Consider the following 19677-nt stretch of genomic DNA (forward strand, 5'->3'; position numbering starts at 1 on the left):
TCAGCATAAGTTTACAAAATCAAAAAGTCGTGCCAACGCTGGCACGACTTATACTAGTAACAACAAAATTTCGAATTGCATAAGGTAACTAGTAGCGCGGTTATAAACCAAGAGCTGCCAAATCTAAATAACTTCCGCCATGTTGAGCTGAGACTTTAGGCACATGACCTAAAAAAGGAGCGTCAATTAATTCTTTAAGACTGTCTATATTCTCTTCAACTAATGACATGTCTGGATCAATTTGATTAGCCACCCAACCCGCTATTTTTAAGCCGTCGTTTCGAATAGCCTCAGCCGTTAAAACAGCATGATTCAAACAGCCTAATCGCATGCCGACGACTAAAATAACCGACAAATTAAGTTCTGATACGAACTCTGACAAATATCTAGGTTTGCCCATATAACTGCCGCCTAAAGGTAAACGCCACCCACCAGCACCTTCAATTACAATCACGTTAGGCTCTTTTTGTAATAGATGAATAAAACCTTCACGGATCTTATCAATAGGTATGTAATGAACCGCTTCTTGTTCTGCAGATTGTTTTAACGCTAAATGAGGGGCTATTGGAGGTTCAAAAGCAATTGGGTTCACCTCGTCATAACTTAAATCTAAACTAGAGTTTTGCTGCAACGTTAAGGCGTCTTCATTACGTAATCCATCAGGTGTGTTATCACATCCCGCTGCTATGGGTTTGTATCCCGCAGTGGTATATCCCTTTTCATTTAAAGCTTGTAGTAGGCTTTTACACACAAAGGTTTTACCAATTTCAGTATCGGTACCCGTTACAAAAAATGCACGTTGGCTATCGGTTAAATGTCCCATAAATACTCTTTATATTTTTACCTTGCCATCAAGGCTTTTCACATTGTAAATAACAGACCTGATAAGTCAGCGGAAGTTGCCCATGTTGAGCAAATAAATCAGAATAAACTGTTTCAAGGTTTTGCAGAGTGTGGCGATTAAAGCGTTTCTTGCCGTCTGACTCTTGAGTGGGTAACACCACGTTTGCGCCTATTGATTTGATGGAAGCTAACAGACCTCTTAGATCAGCATGCCAAGTCACATAAGGCTTTACTTCATACGTGACTTTTAATCCTTGTTGTAACGCTGCACTTTGCCAGCGTTTAACTGAAGCAAAGTCATTCACATGTTTATGTTTATCTAGCTGGCGCCAACTTTGATTTAGTTCAACAAACGATCCTTCGCACATAATGGCCAATATCGCTTTACCTTGAGGTTTTAGTACTCTAGATATCTCAGCCATAACTTGATTCTGATCATTACACCACTGCAATACCATAGATGAAAATACACTATTTACAGATCGATTTTGCAAAGGTAAATATTCGGCATCGCCTTGTAACCAAGATATTTGGCTAGTAGCCTTACTTATCGATTTTTGCGCGTATGACACCATTCCAAAGGCCAAATCCAAGGCCATTAAATGTTCGCAATACTGCGTCAGCACTTGGCTATTTCGCCCTGTACCACAACCTATATCAAGCAAGGTATCAGCATGTTGAGAAATATAACTAAAAGCATCTTGGGCAATCAGTTCTTGAACATGCGCGTCATTGTCATATTGCTCTGCAGCTCGACTAAACTGCCTGGCAATTTTGCCTTTGACACATGGCGTGCTTGGTGAGCTTGGAATAGGTATCATTTACACTTCAGCTCTATTCAATGAAGGTGATGATGAGGATTTTAATGAACACGAAGATAATTGACTCATAGCAAGCTCAAGCCCATCAACTAACGCTTGAATATCTTGTTCGTTATGCACAGCACTTAGAGTAATACGTAAGCGGTCGGTATTTTTTGGCACAGTGGGATAACGAATAGCGCTAACCCATAGACCTAAACTTTTTAATTTGTGGCTGATGTTCAGAGCTTGCTCAGCGTTACCTATCAATACTGGTTGAATAGCTGTATTTGACGGCATTAAGTTAATACCCGCTTTCGCCGTAAGTTGTTTAAACAGAGCAATGCGCGCTTGTAAAATAGATTTATTTTCAATACGTTTTTTAGACTGTAAGCAAGCTAACGTGGCGTAAGCCTGAGCCGCTGGCATGGCTGTACTATAAATATAATGCCTAGCAAAGTTGACTAAATAATCGATCAACTCAGCACTTCCTGCAACAAATGCCCCCGCAGTTCCTACTGCTTTACCAAAAGTAGCCATTAACACAGGTAGCTGTTGTTGCGACAAGTTTTCTTGCTCAGCCACGCCAAATCCATGTTCACCTAACACCCCAAATCCATGAGCATCATCCACCATTAACCAGGCATTTTTAGCTGCAACTAACGGTTGAATTTCGGCTAGAGACGCTTGATCTCCGTCCATACTGAACACACTTTCAGTGGCGACTAACACATCTGAATGGTTAGCGGTTTTATCTAATAAAGTTTGTAAGTGAGTGAGATCATTGTGTTTAAAACGATGTAAAGTGGCTCCACTTGCCTGTGCGCCATCAATAAAAGAGGCATGTATCAGTTTGTCAGCTAAAATTTCGCCTTTTGGGTTTTGACCTTTAACGGCTTGATTGGCAGGAAAAAGGGCTTGGCAAATCGCTTGATTCGCTGCAAAACCTGAATTAAATAACAACACTTTTTCACGGCCCAAAACATCCGCCAAGTACTCTTCTAATGCTTGATGGACATGGGTGTAACCAGTGACCAAAGGAGACGCACCACTACCTGCCCCAAGCTCACTCACGCCATCCACCCAAGCTTGTGCCACAACGCTTGAACGACGCATGCCTAGATAATCATTACTTGAAAAATTAATATAATGCTGGCCAGCGACTTCTATCATGGGTCCTTGAGCAGACTCAATCACTTGGCGTTGACGCAATAAACCTTCAGACTTTCGCTGTGCCAATGCCGAATGTATAAAATCAAATGCCATGGCGAACTGGTTTACCCTTCAACTGTAGCAGTTACTTTTTCGTTCGAAACTTTGTCGTTAGAAACGTTCTGACTAGATGAATTCTGACTAGACGCCTCGTAGAATAAATTATCGTTTTGTTTATCTTCGATTTCTTCTAAAAGTGCAGCTTCATGGGCTTCATCAGAATATTCACGGGTTTTCTCAGAGTTAATCCCTAACTTTTTAAATAACAAAACATCTTCATGGGTATCTGGATTTGAGGTGGTTAACAACTTGCACCCATAAAAGATTGAGTTAGCGCCCGCTAAGAAACACATAGATTGCATTTGTTCATTCATGGCTTCACGTCCAGCAGACAATCGCACGTGAGATTTAGGCATCATGATACGCGCAACGGCTATGGTACGAATAAACTCGAAATGATCTAAGTCGTCCACTTTCTCCATAGGTGTGCCTTTTACTTTAACTAACATGTTAATGGGTACACTTTCAGGTTGTTGTTCTAAATTAGCCAACTGCATTAATAAGCCACTGCGATCGGATGCCGTTTCACCCATTCCAACAATGCCACCTGAACAAACGTTCATCCCGGCTTCACGTACGTTAGACAAAGTATCTAAACGATCTTGATAAGTACGAGTGGTGATGATGTCACCGTAAAACTCTGGTGAAGTATCGAGATTATGGTTGTAATAGTCTAAGCCAGCTTGCTGAAGTGCTAAAGCTTGATCCCGCGTCAACATACCCAAGGTCATGCAGGTTTCTAAACCTAACTTTTTGACTTCTTTTACCATATCAATCACATACGGCATATCCCTGTCACGAGGGTTACGCCAAGCAGCCCCCATACAAAAACGAGTAGAGCCGGTTTGTTTTGCTTCTCTAGCACGCTGAATCACTTTTTCAATTTCTAACAAACGCTCTTTTTCAAGACCCGTATCATAACGAGCACTCTGTGGGCAATATTTACAATCTTCCGGGCAGGCTCCGGTTTTGATAGACAATAAAGTACTGACTTGCACTTGATTCGGATCAAAATGTTGTCTGTGTACACACTGGGCTTTAAACAATAAATCATTGAAAGGTAAAGCAAAAAGTTCGTTTACTTGATCGATAGTCCAATCGTGACGAACCTCTGAAGATGACTGATTTAATGATGCAGAATTTTGTGACATATTTGAGCCTTAATGTTTTTCAAACTTTACTTCCAAAGCGAGCGAGACTTTACTTCAAGCTCGCGCGGGCTTAGTCTATGTTTCCGGCGCACATTGTCAACCTAATTTAAATCTAAAACTTTACAACTGGATGAATTTTGACCAATCAAGAACAACAAACTGAAAATTTACGTTTTGATCAACAGCATATTTGGCATCCCTATACCTCAGCTATTAATCCACTTCCTTGTTACCAAGTGGTGAAAGCAGAAGGTGTGTATATTCATCTGGCCAGTGGTGAGAAGTTAGTCGACGGTGTAGCCTCTTGGTGGACTGCTATCCACGGTTACAACCATCCAGAACTCAATCATGCGATACAAGAACAAACACAAAGTTTTGCCCATGTGATGTTTGGAGGCTTAACTCATCAGCCAGCCATTGATCTGTGCCGGCGGTTAATAGACATGACACCAACAGGGTTAGACAGAGTTTTTCTATCCGACTCTGGTTCGGTATCGGTTGAAGTCGCTATGAAAATGGCTTTGCAATATTGGGCTTGTCAGGGCAATCAAGATAAACATAAATTTATCACCCCACGTAATGGATATCATGGTGATACCTTTGCCGCGATGTCTGTCTGTGACCCCATAAACGGCATGCACAGTATATTTTCTGATGCCTTGTCTCAGCAAATATTTGCCCCGGCGCCACAAACCCGCTTTGATAAACAGTGGAACGAAGATGACATCAAACCATTAGAAGAGCTCATTCAGGCACATCACCATGAACTTGCTGCGCTTATCATCGAACCTATAGTGCAAAATGCCGGTGGCATACGTATTTACCACCCAGAATATTTAAAGCGAGCTCGCCAGTTATGTGACGAGTACAACCTATTACTAATATGTGACGAAATCGCTACCGGTTTTGGCAGAACAGGCAAGTTATTTGCCTGCGAACACGCAGACATTAGCCCAGACATATTGTGTTTAGGCAAAGCCTTAACCGGTGGTTATATGAGTTTAGCGGCCACCTTATGCAGCGAAGACGTGGCACAAGGTGTATGCCAAGGCGAGCCAGGTGTATTTATGCATGGCCCCACGTTTATGGGTAACGCTCTTGCTTGTGCAGTGGCAAACGCCAGTTTACAACTCATTGAAAATGGGGATTGGCAACAACAAGTGGCCAATATTGAACAGCAGCTCAATCACGAACTTATGCCATGTAAAGAATTAGATTCTGTCGCTGATGTAAGAGTGTTAGGTGCCATAGGCGTGGTTGAAACCAAATCAGCGGTAAACGTAGCCGAGATCCAAAAAGAATTTATTAAACAAGGGGTTTGGATACGACCATTTGGCAAGTTAGTCTACATTATGCCGCCATACATTATTCAACCAGAACAACTCAAACAACTGACACAAACGATACATCAGGCTTTGGCAAAATTGTAATCACGGATAAATAAAACTACTGCAACCGGTTATTAACCGTTAACTTGTTTTCTGTTAACGAATGAGCTGTTAACGACTAATAACCGCTAAGAATTTACACATTTCTAGGATCATAAATTTGAGGTGTTTGAGCAGAAGCATCAAATAAATTTAGGATCGTATTTTCTTTCAATCCAAAGGGAATAGTATCATTGGGATCGACAGAAAATAACTGACGTGAAGCGGCGATAATATCTTTTGGATAAATAATAATTCCACTATCACTGCTGTCCTCTTGCAAAGTTGCTGGGTTAATTTTGATGACATTTTGGGTTGCATCCGTCGCACCCACTACTCGATTACCCCATGGTGCATTCTTTTTCATAAAAATCGCGCTACCAATTGGCCAATGGTCTTTGCCATTACCACTGTTATAGTATGGCGTGCGGCTAAAGTCAGAACTTATTACCACATTGAGTTTATCCGCAATACCAACACTTTCAGCTTTTTCCCACAAGCGTGTAATACCAGCAATCAACCACTCAAGTCGTGTTTTATGCCTAGCATCGTGGTTAGAGTGTGTGTCGAACCCTTTAAGTGAAATATCAGCACTCACCGAGGTGCCTCCTAAAAAACAGCCTAAGGTGATATCAATCTTTTTGTAAAATTGGTCTCTTACACTGTTAGATGAATCTATAGATGGATCAATCGTTTTAGATAAAGCATCAGACAAGGCATCCAGTTGTTCACCGTTATTAATGGCTTGTTGAAATAGGTTACGATTAAATTTTTGTCTCGGGCTTAAATTAGCCGCCTCATTTAAACGAGCTACACGTGCTTGGTGAGCATTTCTAATTTTTAACCAATCATCGTCAGGAAAATAACTGCCTGCGTTAATTGCGCTATTCGGATTGATGATGTTTACCAAATCTGATGGAGAGCCTAAGCGATTACCTCGCACTAAACGGGCTGTTTCGCTGTATTTCCCCATTGACAAATAAGACGCGGGTAAATCACCGCCATGGGCCTTAGCTGCCAACGCACTTACAGTTGGATACCCTGCCGCTAAGCGACCACTAAAATTATAAATTTGCCCAGTATTGTGGGAATTTGTTTGAGAATCCACCCCATTCACCACCAACATATGTTGATGGTAATCATCAAAGAATTGCTTGGCATTATTGGCCCAAGGAGCGTATGGAATATTTCCAGCAATACCTATGTCCTTAGCCGTTTTTCCCACCGCCCAATTGTTAATGGGTTCAGCGTCAGATTCATTGATTTTGGGATCACAAAAACTACTCACATCCCACGCGCCTTCAACTTGAAAGAACACATAAAAGTTCTCTGGCGCAGCACTTTGCGCTGCCATAACATTAAATGGACTCGATACCCCAGAAACTAAACTAGCTGAAGCACCAAATTTGATAAATTGACGTCTGTTTAGCATAACAACCTCTTAAACTAGTTTATTCATGGTTAAATTTGTAATCCATCATCAGATAGGCAATAACGGCTCGCCAAGCTGACTTAATGCCATTGCTATCATTACTATTAGCATTGGTAGCGCCGGGGCAACTTGTACCCTCTTCGTTAATATTGACCGACTTACCGTCGCTAATTCGAGCAAGTTTTGCATCACGCACATTTACAAATAAATCGTAGGTAAAATCTAACTCTGCCGAATCAATGGTTAAGGATTCGCTTAAAAAGAGGTGGTGGAACTTTTTAATGGTTTCTTTTATTTCAGTCTCATTTGATTCTGGTGTACTCGTTGATTCAACATCAGAAAACAACAGGCGATTTGCAGCGGGTTTAGAAAACTCATTTAGCACAATTTCACAAGACGCTTCCACCGCATGTGTAGCGGTAACATTAGCCATTAAGGTACTGACTTCTTTAGAACGCTCGGTCACTGAGTCAGAATCTAATCCACCTAAAAATATGTTGTACTCGTGGGTCAAATTCGTTTTCTCTAGGTTTGTTACCCCTGCGACTTTCGTATTCCATTCAAACCCAGTTAAACTTTTGGTTTTAAACTCCAACTCCTCTGGGGTAAGTAACTTCTCACTTCCTACATCCAATAATGCTGTTTGTCTCACATCATCATTCGAGGATTGAATTGAAGAGCCTGTAGCCCTAAACCAATCACTCACAATCATGTTGGCTAATAATACTTTAACATTCTGCCCTTGAGCGTTGAGAGAAGTATTGGTCTTAAATTCATTTGCTAACTGTTGAATAAATACCGATTGAGCATCAAATAACATTTGTTGAGATTCAGAGCCGCCATCTTCGGGTTGCAGAACAGGTTTAGCGCCAAAAATAGACGGCCACCAAAATTGCACTGCAGCAGTATTAAAACGGCTATCATCCACAATTTGGTCAGCGACCCAACTTAGACTGTGGTCATTATCTGGGGCTGGGGTAGCAGCCCCTTGTTCTGGATGAAAATACCCAGGGGCGCGCATTAATCTTTCGTCATACCAAGTGTCGTTATTGGCATAATAATTATCGCCATTTTCGTCCTTTAGACGAAAAACGTATTGCCATGGAAGCGAATCTTTACCGCCATTTCTAGCTCGATAAAAACCATCATCATTGTAATTTTGATAGGCGCCAGCTAAAGGATCCATGATCACATGACATACAGTACAGGCTGGATTATTCATAGTCGGATTATTGGTGTCTGCTAAGGCAACCGGATCGGTGGTTCGGTCTTCTGAGGCTTCAATATCAAATCCTAAAAAGTGTTTCATAGTCCAACGAGCACGTGCACGATTTCGATTGGTTTCGGTAGACGGATAACGCTTCAAAAACGCAAAGGTGTTAAGCACACCTGCTTGTTTCATGTTATTCGCTTGCGTTGCTCTTTCTGGTCTAAAAAGTGGAATATCTAAGTCGCCATTTTCGTAAGCATTACCTGGACCAGTACTCAAATACCGCCCTTTATCGGTAGTGGGCAAGAAAATGTCAGATTCTTTAAGATATGGGCGACGAGAGGCGGCATCAGAGAAATCAACACCGTCTTCATCCAATCCTTTATACATCAAATTAGAGGCTTCATTTACCATCAAATAATCAGCCGTTAACACCTCAGAATAGGGTTTATCTTCTTCTACCACATATGCAATCAGCTCTAGTGGTGCACGTGTTATGGCATAGTTTAGCGGGATTTCGTATTGTCGGCGGTTATACCAACTGACATCATCTTCTTTAAAACTATAAAGTTTATTGGTGTATGCAGGGTAGTTGTAATCAGTGGCTTTTAATGAACTTACTTGATCTAAATCTAACAATAATAAATCCGTTAACAGATTGTCATTGGCGCCACGTAATAAAAATTGGTGGAAACCATCTCCGGTCATTAAATCTTCAATAATAACTTGTTTTAATGTCTCATCAGTTTGCCCAACTACCCTAGCGTATTCATCGTCTGTTGGCTGACGACCAGCCAAAATAGACGCCGCACGTTTTAATGTTGCTCGGTTATCATCAAATTGTATATCTTTAAAAAACTCAACTTTGCTGATGTTAGGGTTATCTTGCGCTAGCGAATCTACATAGGCTGATAATGCAACGTATTCATCGGTATCTGAGGTAAATTGAACTTGCCCCTGATGATTGTTATCTCCTCTCACTTTAGCTAAAAGATTTAGCCTCTGGCTATCGCTAGACACATAGTCAACAAACGCCTGATGATTAAGTGCTAGATGGTTTGGTTCTTCACTAGTAGTGAAAACTAAGGTTGCACCATCGTTTGGCGCTTGCCCCCCACTAACATGACAAGCAATACATTTTTTCAATACGACTTGGCTTGAAATGTTTTCTGTGAACGCTACTTGATTGTTCAGTGAAGTTAAAAATAGAGATAAGTCGTCATACTCTTTTGAATCAACCGGCACTCGATTCCCACCAGCATGACCAATAGTAGCACTGGCTTTATCTAACACATATTTAGGTTTGGTATTGTCTATCAAAAAAGACACAAAGCTTAGGTAATTCTTAACGACATGTTCTGCATCGTTACTTTTAACAAACACTAATCCAGCACCTTGATTGACTGCCACGCCACCATCACTGTGACAATCTGAACAGGCTTTACTGATATCCCCACCTTGTATTATGGGATTGGCAATATTGTCTGAAAAATGGGTATAGGCCACGGAGTCTTTAACTGATTGCGGTATTAAAACGGTCGGTTCTGGCTCTGGGATTGGTTCAGGATCAGGATCGGGTGTAGGTGTTGCACAATCTGTTGTGCATTCTGTTAACAAATCTACAAACTCCTGAAAGTCTTGAACAATGACAGGGTCATTGCCTAAAGCATTGGCACCAGGATGACCATTCAATCCCCTTGGATAATCTTTTAATTTTTGTGCACCATCTGATGTTGAAGCGTAAGAGTGAAACACCTCAACGTTGTCTTCACTAAGAGTATTGGTTGAAGACTCAATAAACAAAGCCAAACCTGAGTCCTTGGCTATTCCTGTAGAGGTATGACAAGAGATACAACTTGCCTGCACTACTGCACTCGCGACCTTTTGTTCGTAAAAAGTAATCAGCTCTGCCGAAAATTTAGGTGTTGGATCTGGTTGGGGCGTTGGCTCAGGAGTAGGTACTGGTGCGGGAGGTGATGTATTGCCACTATTGGTTGATCCTGAACCGCCTCCACCTCCACAAGCGCTCAAAAAGACACTTGTCAGAACACATAAAATTAGATTTTGTGATTTGTTAATCATACGACCTCTTAATGATTGTAATGCCGTTCACCCAACCTAATGTTTACAGCCCAGCATGCTGTTAACCTATAGTGCAATGACAATTATAATTTCTAAGTTTTCAACGCTGTGAGTGTAACCGTAGATAGTCCACTCAACACAAGCTATTTGCAAATAAAAAACAATATTCACATTTAAATTTACAATAAATTTACATTAAAACACACTTAATAGGAATAATTTCCGCAGAACATTTTATTACTAGCGTTGTTAATTTAATCAAAGTACTCATCTGTTGGATCAAATGCAGGTACGGGCATGTTCAAAATTTTCATTTTGCCCACAGCCTTGTGACGACAGCCTGGTTTAATAAAAATACTACTCATGGCTTTTACCGGTACCTTTTCGTCATCTAACTGCATGTAGGCACCTTCTTCAGCTTCCAAGATGACGTAAATTTCAGTCATCTTTTTATGGTAATGCAATTTTGCGTCTTCGCTAATATCCACTAAGTGCAAGGTGGCAACACTATTTTCAGGTGTGACAAAAGCGCGTTTTGAATCACCACAAGGGCACTTAACCGCAGTTATGTCATCTAAATGTTCAATCATGTAATTTTTCAAAGCATTCTCTTTTTAATATCATTTACCTTGCAGATAGCTTAAACCAAATGAGTCCGGCTCATAAACAAAAAACCTAGCTAAATAGCTAGGTTTTTTATTGGTTAATTAATTTTAAAACTTAAAAACTAATTACTGTAATTCCAACGAGCATCCGTACATGCTGGTAACTGAACTGCGGTGCCGTAATTTGTCACTGTTGGATTTAACCTAGCTGAACTACCATCAATCACATCATGATGCGCAGCAGGGAAACCGTTTGGCGTTAAATTATAAACATTAATATTGAAGTTATAATCAACACCCGCTTGCATGTGGTTTTCAACCGGCGCTACAGAATCACCCATGAAGATTTGTGCTCTGTTTGGCCATTGATTGCTAGCAGCAATACACAAGTTTTCTGCTGTAGGAATGTAATACAGGTTATTCAGTTTTAAGTGGGCATCAGTACCATAGTTTGCCGTTACATTGTAAATGTAAGACTCTTCAAACCAACCTGGTTTTAGATTAGTTCTTTGATGAACCGCATCTAAACACGCCTTAGTTTCATTCACTCGCGTGGCCCATTGCTGCACACCACGTTGATAAGTGGTACCCGCACAGCCTTCACCATAAGTTGAATCAACTTCTGCCATCCAAGCGTTTCTATCTACCCCAGATGGGCTAAACAACTCAACAAAACCATCGTCAACACGTACCGCAAAACTACAACTATTTGACGTCACTCCGTTGACTTGAACAGAACCATTCTCTTGGAAGTGAGGACCAAACATTACCGGCGCTAAACAATTACTGCCACGAATATCTTCAGCAAATATATTATGTATGCCGCCTTTATCTGGAGCTCCCTGACCAAATTCTTTCAATGATAAATTATCGGTCTCCATACGCAGGGTAATACCACCTTGAGAATGTAGGTTTCTAAATAAGATGTTATCCGCCATATACATTTGGATCACACCATAACCGAACAAAGAATTAGTTTGATCGATATTTTCAACAATGCCATTAGTAGGTCCGTAGAAAACGCCATCTCGTGAGGTAGGGCCAACTAAGAATGAAGCAAACACCGTTTTGTTGTCTTTAATATTGATGTTTGAGAACTTAAAGTTTTCGATATCACCCATTTTAAATACCGCAACACGTTCATTATTAGCGCTGGCTGTTGACGTTCGGTCTATTGATAAATCAACGGTAAACCCATCACCTAGGCCTATCATACTGACATTTTCAGCTTTACCTTCGCTGCCGTTACCCATTTCAAACAACCACACGTTATACCCACCGCCCTGCGACATATGAAAAGTGGCACCTTGCTCTACTTCTAGGTGTACGTTAGATCTTAAATGTAAGCTACGTACATAGTAATCACCAGCAGGAATAGTTAACTTACCACCACCTAGATTATTACTGATATCGTCAATTGCAGTTTGTAGATCAGCTGTATCATTTTTACTGTTATCAGCTGAGGTTTGCGTACTTACTTGGTAATCTGCAACAGCGTCTCGCGTCACATTAAATGCAATTGGTGCATCATAAAAAGTCGAGTCGACAACCGCTATTGGCTCGGTGCGACCGTTTGAAGTGAAAGTGCCTGTACCGTCATGGAAACCATAATCAGGACCTGTCCATTCGTCATCATCACCAGATACAACTGAACGAGCCAATGCGTTATCACCAATCAATGTATAGTCATCAATGATCACTTTGTCTCCAGCTTCTAAACCACCGAAGAAGAAAGAAGGTAATACATCAACGATGTCTGCTCCTGTGGTCAGCTGCCATGACTCAGGAATAGAAAAACTATTTTGCCCTGTATTGGCATCGGTAAATGTTACTTCTACCCATTGACCAAAGTCGCTTTCACTAACGCTAGCTGTGAAGTCTGCCGTTACAGCTTGTGCTGCTGTCACTTTGCCTAACTTGCCGCCAGTTAAAGTCACATTCCAAGGCAATAAATGGTGCTTAATGATGACATCACTAGTACCTGTGTTACCTGCGCCTTTTTCAACCTTAACTCTAAGGGTGACAGATTGAATTTCAGATTCGATGGCACCGCCACCAAACTCTTGACTCCAAGGGTTTGTATTTCCCCATTTATGCCACAACAAAGATTGATTATTGATATTGACGTTTTCGCTAGTGTCCATGTATGAAATAGCATTGCTGTTATCAAAACTAGTGCCTTCTTCTAGACCAATAGTTCCGTAACCATTTAATACAAAACCCCAACCGCCATTTTGGGCAACTGTTGCGCTATTAAAGTCATAATCAATACTAAAATCTGTTGGAATTGCCAAAGGCTCGCCCACAGTAGAAGTAGCTTGATAAGAATCAATATAGATCTTGTCACCTTCTACAGTATTGCCAAATTTAAACTCAGGATAAATTTGTAGAGTTCCTCCTGTGGCGTGGAACCAAGTTGAGGGAATAGTAAAGTCGATTGCATCTGAACCTTCTATCACAAAGTCGACTAATACCCAGTCGCTGCTTCCCGCAGGGATAGTACCGACTAATATAGGAGAAGCTTCGATACCCGCTGGATAATTCACACTTTTATTACCAGCAACTAATCCATAAGGAATGAGGTAATGGATCACATCAATGGCTTTTTCTACAACGAGATCTGTTTTAACCCAAAGACTGACTGAATTTATAGTATGTCCAAAATTACTGAACATAGCCGTGAAAGAATTTGCGTTCCAATCTTGCAGTAATAAACCATTTTGTTCTGGGTTGATATTGATACTAGCGTCAGTGTAAGACAACGCAGAGCCTTCTTTCCCAAGTCCATCTTCAAAGGCCATAATGCCGCGATTAAGTACTGAATATATCCAACCTTGTTCGCCTTGGTTTGCTGTAGTTTCGTTAACATCAAAATTATAGGTAAAGGTTAAATTGTCACCTAAATTAAAACCGTCGCTGCCATTTGTGCCACCAGAAATACCGCCAGTTGCACTGGTAAAGTTGCCATGGCTGATACTCGATCCACCGCCAGAGCCTCCACCAGTATTGCCGCCAGTACCTGAGCCATTACCTGATCCAGAATCACTTCCGTCATCTACAGGTTCGCAACAAGGGTTATCAAGAGGAGTGGCACCAATCGCATAATTGTCTACATAGACCTTATCGCCTATCTCTAATCCACCAAATAAAAATTGAGGGTAAACTTGAATATCTGAAGTTCCGTCATGATGCACCCAAGTTTCTGGGATGGTAAATTGACGCTCACCAGTTTTGCTATCCACAAACTCGATTTGCACCCAAGTATTGTTGGCAGAAGCAGGGATAACCATTTCGTATTCTGGACCTACATCTAAACCAGCCGTTAATGTTGGACCTTTTCTATCGTCGATAAGAGGATAAGGGATCAGATTATGACGAACCGTAACATTGCCAGCCACGGTTTTTTCAACTTTCACCCACAAAGACACTGACTGGAGTGATTTACCATGGGCATCACCTAATAAGTCAGTCCAAGGGTTAATGTTGTCTTTATTAGTACGGTTATTAAAACGAATACCGTTTTGAGTAATATTGCTATTCGCGCTGGCATCAACATATGAATATACCGCGCTACCATCTTCGCCTTGCTCTTCCTCAAAGGCCATCACACCGCGGTTTTGTGTAGGATATACCCAGCCTTCCCAGTTGTTATTTTCTGTTTGAATTTGATTGGTGTTGAAATCATAACTAAATTCGATGTTTGAGGATTCAACTACAAACTGTTGCAACTCAGCCGTGTAGGCAAATGCAGCTCTTTTAGCAGCAAAATAAACTTGAATACTGTCGGCAACAGATCCGACGTTAAAATACGGATCTTCGTTTTCATCGATACCATGCGCGTCTAATACTGCATGAGTACTGTCAGTGATGACTAACCTTAAACTATCAGAAAGTTCAGGCCCTTCAGGTAACTGAATGTCATTAAATGTGTAATACCCTACTCCACGCTTAGAGTATCGATCACTTTGTTGAATGTTTGCTGAGTCGACGACTTGCCAAGTTCCTTCTTCTTGCGCCATTACGTCAAGAGAAACTTGACAGCTCAAAGTCAGCATTATTAGTTTGGTATATGCCCGACTAGCATTACCTATCTTGTTTAGAAATTTACGACTATGACTAGTAGTAACCATGTATGTGCTCCAAATTGTGAGAAGTGCCACCTAGCCATGGGCTAAGTAGCCTTAAATCGATTTGTGTTTATTTGAGTATTATTTTTATTGAATTGCTGATTTGCGTCTTAAAAGTAACAAAGCGAATGGCAACAATAGAAATGCAGAGGGTTCTGGGACTGGAATACTACTTATCGAAATATTTGAAACAGTGAGTGAATTATTATCCACTGCGTATCCAACGTCATAATCATCTTCAACACTGATTTCTAACCCGACAATCGACCCCACTAGAGTACTAATATCAAAACTTTGTCCTGACTCTATAAAGTTGTGAAGTGTATTTCCGTATTCATCGACAAGTTCTATTGTAGCAATATCAGCTAAAGCCTCAAAAGCCAAAGAAATAACCGACGAATTGGCGGCCACTTCAAATTCTTGAAATAAGTAAATCCCAAAGTGCTCGATGGGGTCAGAGAATGACGTACTTAAGGTAACACTGTTGTTAGTTGAATCAGTCGAGAAATTCCCTGTAAAAGCAGCAAAATCAGTAACCGATTGGTAAAAGCCTATGCTATCGTCATTAACATTATAGTCACTGTATTCTCCACTCCAACCATTTAACCCATCACTAAAATCACTATTAATTAAGTTTGCTGAGGCTTTACCACTTAAACCAATGCTCGTTATCAAACAAAGCATCCTCAATATATTTTTATACTTTAAACTTGTTTTCATTTTCTTTCCTAACATGTATTTAAAACACAATCACCAAGCGAGTTAGCGCTTGAAGAGACAATCAACATCAAAGTTAGATATTCCCTCATACGAATTATAATTATTGTGATTGGAACTAATATTTAACACACAACCAACATGTATCACTTTAATGTTATTGAAATGTAACTCAATATAGTATTAATGTAAACATCATATGTATATAATTATAAAATTTCTATTATAGAAATAAAAATGAAAAAGGGGGTTCAAAGGGATGTTTACGAGTAGCTGCTTTTTATTAAAAATAAGATACTCATAAAAATTTGAATGAAAAAATTAGAACAAGAGGTTTATGTTAGGCAGGGACCGGTACGTTTTAGATAACTAAATGCCACCATTAACAAGACAGCAACTAGCGCAGCGCTCATTGCACCTATTAAGGCATATTGGAAGCTGAAAAATTGTGCAATAAATCCGGTACATGTCGCCCCTACCATCACGCCAATTTTAAAGGCATTGGAATAAACAGCTGAGGTAAAACCAATTCGCGAAGGTAACTCTTCTTGCATTAGTGTTAAACCTAATCCACCAAACAACCCATAAAATATGGCATTGAATATTTGTAAACAGGCTAGCTGCCAAAAGGTCTCTGCTTGAAATGCGCCTGCATAAAAAATTAAGCCACTTAAAAACGAGACGATTAGTAAATCTTTTTTCTTAAACACCCTGCACAATCGATTGCAAAACAGCATGATGGGTATTTCTAGGCTAGCCACAAACCCCATCAAAACACCGGGAGTATAACTGGGTAAATTCAATTCTTTGATGGTGTATAGCGGTAAGGAAGCGGTATACATGTTGTTTCCCATTGATGCCATGACAATAGCTAAGACTAAACACCAAAACGAGATAGGTGGTTTACTGGTGATATTTTCTATTGTGGCTTTTACGGCCAGGGGCTTTTCGGGAATAAATTTATAAACAAACAAAATGCCCAATACAGCAAACAATATGGCCATACCAAACACGCCTGAAAACCCCACGACAGCCAATAAACTAAAAGCGATAGGAGGCCCAATCATCCAAGCCACTGAAATACCGGCACGAATTCGCGCGTTAAATTGGGTAATATCAATAGACCGCCCATCGGCCCATTGACGACTTAAGGTTAACATTTGTGGAACACTGGCGTTTCCAAAAGCCATAAAACAAATACCCGCGAATAAGATCACGGCAAACACAGCACTGTTAATGTAAACCGATAGGGCCAATACTATGCCTAAATTGGCAATAACATACATTTTTCGAGCACTGTAACCTTTGTCTGCTAAACCACCCAAAATTTGACTAATTAACAACCCTGCTAACGTCACTGCAACCATGTACACACCAATATACATAGGCGGAACCTTAACCTCTTCAACCAAAAAATAGCTCATCAAAGGGTGGATAAAGGCTCCAACTAACCCAGTCAGCACGCTCAGTATGATAAACAGTTTTGAAGAGGTTATTTGCGTAGTACTAGACATGGTATTCACTACAATTGAATGGTCAGGTTTACAAGGCGCGCATTTTAAGTGAATTAACCTTAAAATGCTAAAATTACTCACATTCAGCCGACAAACCACTGAATAATTATTAATGTTTTTTGCATATTTTCGCATGGCAAAGTAATATTCACGGCAACTTTTTTCACGTTATTTATCTCCTATGCCAGTAAATTTACCCTCTATTGAAAATCAAATTTTACCTCCTGTTAAAGGTGTCCGTTTAGGTTGGGCCGAAGCCAATATAAAAAAGCCTAATCATAAAGATTTGCTCGTTATTGAGGTCGCTTATGGTAGCAGTGTATCTGGTGTATTCACTCAAAATAGATTTTGTGCAGCGCCAGTACACATTTGTAAAAAGCACTTAGATGAAGCGAAACAAATAAAAGCCTTAGTGATCAATACGGGTAATGCGAATGCCGGCACGGGTGAGCAAGGTATGCAAGACGCCATGTCTACTTGTGAACAACTTGCTAGCCAATTGGATGTTCCGGTTAATGCCATACTGCCCTTCTCTACAGGAGTTATATTAGAGCACTTACCCATGGGTAGGTTATTAGCTGGATTGGCACCCGCGGTAAACCGCTTAACAGAAGACGCATGGGAGCCAGCCGCCTGGTCAATCATGACTACAGACGTTGCACCTAAAGCATACGCAACCACTTGCCAACTTGCTGAGCATTCCATCCAAGTGACTGGTATTTCAAAAGGGGCTGGCATGATCCACCCGAATATGGCCACAATGTTAGGGTTTATTGCCACCGACGCAGCCATATCCCAGCCACTGTTAAATGACATAACCAAACAAATTGCTGATTTGTCGTTTAATTGTATTTCTGTAGACGGTGACACCTCAACCAACGACTCATTTATCATTATTGCGAGTGGCAAAGCTGGCAACCCAGAAATTACGGATAGCGAAGATCCACTGTTGAAAACCATCTTTCAATCACTTTTAGAAACCGCCCAATATTTGGCAAAAGCGATTGTTCGTGACGGTGAAGGTGCGACTAAATTTATTACTGTCAATGTGCTTGACGCACTAAGTAATGAAGAAGCAAAAGCGGTGGGTTATGCCATCGCTAAAAGCCCATTAGTGAAAACCGCTATGTTTGCATCAGACCCTAATTTAGGCCGAGTATTAGCCGCTATAGGTTACGCTTCAAGAGAGTGTGAGTCGTTACAAGACCTGAATGTAGATAACATAGAGTTATACTTTGGTGACGTATTGGTCGCTGAAAAAGGAGGAAGAGCGCATAGTTACACAGAGGAAGCTGGGCAAAAAATCATGCAAGATGCTGAGATAGAAATCACAGTTAAACTGAATAGAGGCAATGACAATGCCACTATTTGGAGCTGTGACTTTAGTTATGATTATGTTCGTATAAACGCAGAATACCGTACTTAACCTGATACCCATTCATATTGATAGGAGTAGATATTTATGAATGGATATTAATGAAGTGTTTTAGGTATTTCCTCAGCAAGTTGCTGTAATTGAGCTTGTAATAATTGTGAGGAAGGATCCTCTGGGCACTTCCGAATAAAATATTGATAATCAGCAATAGCAACTTGTGTGCAGTCTAACTGATGTAATAAAAATCCTCGGTCTCTACGTTCGTAGGGATCATTTGGACATAGCTCAACCAACAACTGCACGGCATCAAGTGCTTGAGAATAACTTTTGTTTTTAATAAAAGACGCTTTCAAGTTATGTAACAAACGAATAATCGTTTCACTGCAACTAGCTGAATTCAATGCCTCTTCTGGCATTATTTCATCTTCAACTTCATTTAATATTGCAAAATATAAACGTTTTAAATCTGCACGACTAAGGACTTTGCCATTTAATGGATCGAGATAAATATTTGTCTTGGAGTCAATTATACATTTAATTAAAAAATGACCTGGAAAGTTGACGCCATATACCTCGAATTCCAATCTTCGAGCTAAGTCTTTAAAAATAATCGCCAAGGTGACTGGGATCCCAGTACGATAATCAATCACTTGATTCAACAAATTATGCTGAGTTGAAAAATGTTCTTTTTCATCTCCGCTAAATGCCATTTCAACATAAAAGAATCGAATGAATTTTTGAAAACTGCTTAAATTACGTAAAGGAGAGTCAATGTAGTCTTGAGCTTGTTTCGCCCATTTTTTAAGTTCGCAGAGGTATTCTTTAGGTTGAAATTCACCCGGTTGAAATAAACTGGCTAATTGTAAACCGGCCATCAAACAATCACTTTGTTTTATAGCCCCTGTTAACTTTTCCACTCAATGCCTCCAAATAAACCCTACCATTCAATATATCGGGTTTATCGGGGCAATCTTTATTAAAAGTTAGCTTAACATTTAAAAAGTTAAGCTAACTAATTGTTTAATATTAATTTATAAAAAGACTAAAAAATCAAAGCTTGTTTACTAACAGCAACCATTCCGGCGAAAGCAATCCAACTGACAGCACCAATCAATCCTACAA

At 40.3% G+C, this 19677-nt stretch carries 13 protein-coding genes; 2 read left to right on the top strand and 11 right to left on the bottom strand.

The features are described 5' to 3' along the window. Window positions 1-100 precede the first annotated feature (100 nt). The 4 genes from bioD to bioB are packed head-to-tail and all read right to left on the bottom strand — an operon-like array spanning window position 101 to window position 4066. Window positions 101-823 carry a dethiobiotin synthase gene (bioD, locus tag ACSHXM_RS01460; protein WP_435686938.1) on the bottom strand — a complete coding sequence of 241 codons (723 nt, stop codon included), beginning with the start codon at window positions 821-823 and terminating at the stop codon, window positions 101-103. A 28-nt stretch (window positions 824-851) separates the two neighbouring features. Further along, window positions 852-1664, bottom strand: coding sequence for a methyltransferase domain-containing protein (locus ACSHXM_RS01465; protein WP_435686939.1), 813 nt, complete (start codon window positions 1662-1664; stop codon window positions 852-854). After that, complete coding sequence (locus ACSHXM_RS01470; protein WP_435686940.1) at window positions 1665-2909, bottom strand: aminotransferase class I/II-fold pyridoxal phosphate-dependent enzyme; 1245 nt, start codon at window positions 2907-2909, stop codon at window positions 1665-1667. 11 nt (window positions 2910-2920) lie between these two features. Beyond that, window positions 2921-4066 (bottom strand): biotin synthase BioB, encoded by a 1146-nt coding sequence (gene bioB / locus ACSHXM_RS01475; RefSeq protein ID WP_435686941.1) that lies wholly within the window; start codon window positions 4064-4066, stop codon window positions 2921-2923. A gap of 137 nt (window positions 4067-4203) precedes the next feature. Between bioB and bioA the strand changes: the two genes are divergently transcribed. Then, window positions 4204-5496, top strand: a complete 1293-nt coding sequence (gene bioA, locus ACSHXM_RS01480) for an adenosylmethionine--8-amino-7-oxononanoate transaminase (protein WP_435686942.1) — start codon at window positions 4204-4206, stop codon at window positions 5494-5496. A 94-nt stretch (window positions 5497-5590) separates the two neighbouring features. On the opposite strand, the gene ACSHXM_RS01485 is transcribed toward bioA, so the two are convergent. The 6 genes from ACSHXM_RS01485 to ACSHXM_RS01510 form a co-directional block, all read right to left on the bottom strand. After that, a complete protein-coding gene (locus ACSHXM_RS01485; protein WP_435686943.1) occupies window positions 5591-6925 on the bottom strand; it encodes a DUF1501 domain-containing protein in 1335 nt (444 codons plus the stop codon). 19 nt (window positions 6926-6944) lie between these two features. Then, window positions 6945-10217 carry a DUF1588 domain-containing protein gene (locus ACSHXM_RS01490; protein ID WP_435686944.1) on the bottom strand — a complete coding sequence of 1091 codons (3273 nt, stop codon included), beginning with the start codon at window positions 10215-10217 and terminating at the stop codon, window positions 6945-6947. Between the two features lie 254 nt (window positions 10218-10471). After that, window positions 10472-10819: a cupin domain-containing protein gene (locus tag ACSHXM_RS01495; protein ID WP_435686945.1), complete on the bottom strand. Its 348-nt coding sequence runs from the start codon at window positions 10817-10819 to the stop codon at window positions 10472-10474. Window positions 10820-10944: 125 nt separating this feature from the next. After that, complete coding sequence (locus tag ACSHXM_RS01500; protein WP_435686946.1) at window positions 10945-14952, bottom strand: hypothetical protein; 4008 nt, start codon at window positions 14950-14952, stop codon at window positions 10945-10947. 84 nt (window positions 14953-15036) lie between these two features. After that, the gene (locus ACSHXM_RS01505) at window positions 15037-15669 is read right to left on the bottom strand and encodes a hypothetical protein (RefSeq protein WP_435686947.1); all 633 of its coding nucleotides are present in this window, start codon (window positions 15667-15669) and stop codon (window positions 15037-15039) included. A gap of 332 nt (window positions 15670-16001) precedes the next feature. Then, window positions 16002-17180: an MFS transporter gene (locus tag ACSHXM_RS01510; protein WP_435686948.1), complete on the bottom strand. Its 1179-nt coding sequence runs from the start codon at window positions 17178-17180 to the stop codon at window positions 16002-16004. 181 nt (window positions 17181-17361) lie between these two features. Here ACSHXM_RS01510 and argJ point away from each other — a divergent pair, with 181 nt between their 5' ends. Then, window positions 17362-18606, top strand: coding sequence for a bifunctional glutamate N-acetyltransferase/amino-acid acetyltransferase ArgJ (gene argJ / locus ACSHXM_RS01515; RefSeq protein WP_435686949.1), 1245 nt, complete (start codon window positions 17362-17364; stop codon window positions 18604-18606). Between the two features lie 47 nt (window positions 18607-18653). Here the strand turns inward: argJ and ACSHXM_RS01520 are convergent, their stop codons facing one another. After that, window positions 18654-19472 carry a SirB1 family protein gene (locus ACSHXM_RS01520; protein WP_435686950.1) on the bottom strand — a complete coding sequence of 273 codons (819 nt, stop codon included), beginning with the start codon at window positions 19470-19472 and terminating at the stop codon, window positions 18654-18656. Window positions 19473-19677: the final 205 nt, after the last annotated feature.

The organism is Paraglaciecola sp., from assembly GCF_051252315.1.
Classification (GTDB): domain Bacteria; phylum Pseudomonadota; class Gammaproteobacteria; order Enterobacterales; family Alteromonadaceae; genus Paraglaciecola.

Excerpts from the sequence above, each read along its gene's own strand:
- bioD (WP_435686938.1), bottom strand. The coding sequence starts at position 823 with ATGGGACATTTAACCGATAGCCAACGTGCATTTTTTGTAACGGGTACC.
- argJ (WP_435686949.1), top strand. The coding sequence starts at position 17,362 with ATGCCAGTAAATTTACCCTCTATTGAAAATCAAATTTTACCTCCTGTT.
- ACSHXM_RS01510 (WP_435686948.1), bottom strand. The coding sequence starts at position 17,180 with ATGTCTAGTACTACGCAAATAACCTCTTCAAAACTGTTTATCATACTG.
- ACSHXM_RS01485 (WP_435686943.1), bottom strand. The coding sequence starts at position 6,925 with ATGCTAAACAGACGTCAATTTATCAAATTTGGTGCTTCAGCTAGTTTA.
- ACSHXM_RS01490 (WP_435686944.1), bottom strand. The coding sequence starts at position 10,217 with ATGATTAACAAATCACAAAATCTAATTTTATGTGTTCTGACAAGTGTC.
- bioB (WP_435686941.1), bottom strand. The coding sequence starts at position 4,066 with ATGTCACAAAATTCTGCATCATTAAATCAGTCATCTTCAGAGGTTCGT.
- ACSHXM_RS01505 (WP_435686947.1), bottom strand. The coding sequence starts at position 15,669 with ATGAAAACAAGTTTAAAGTATAAAAATATATTGAGGATGCTTTGTTTG.
- ACSHXM_RS01470 (WP_435686940.1), bottom strand. The coding sequence starts at position 2,909 with ATGGCATTTGATTTTATACATTCGGCATTGGCACAGCGAAAGTCTGAA.
- ACSHXM_RS01465 (WP_435686939.1), bottom strand. The coding sequence starts at position 1,664 with ATGATACCTATTCCAAGCTCACCAAGCACGCCATGTGTCAAAGGCAAA.
- ACSHXM_RS01500 (WP_435686946.1), bottom strand. The coding sequence starts at position 14,952 with ATGGTTACTACTAGTCATAGTCGTAAATTTCTAAACAAGATAGGTAAT.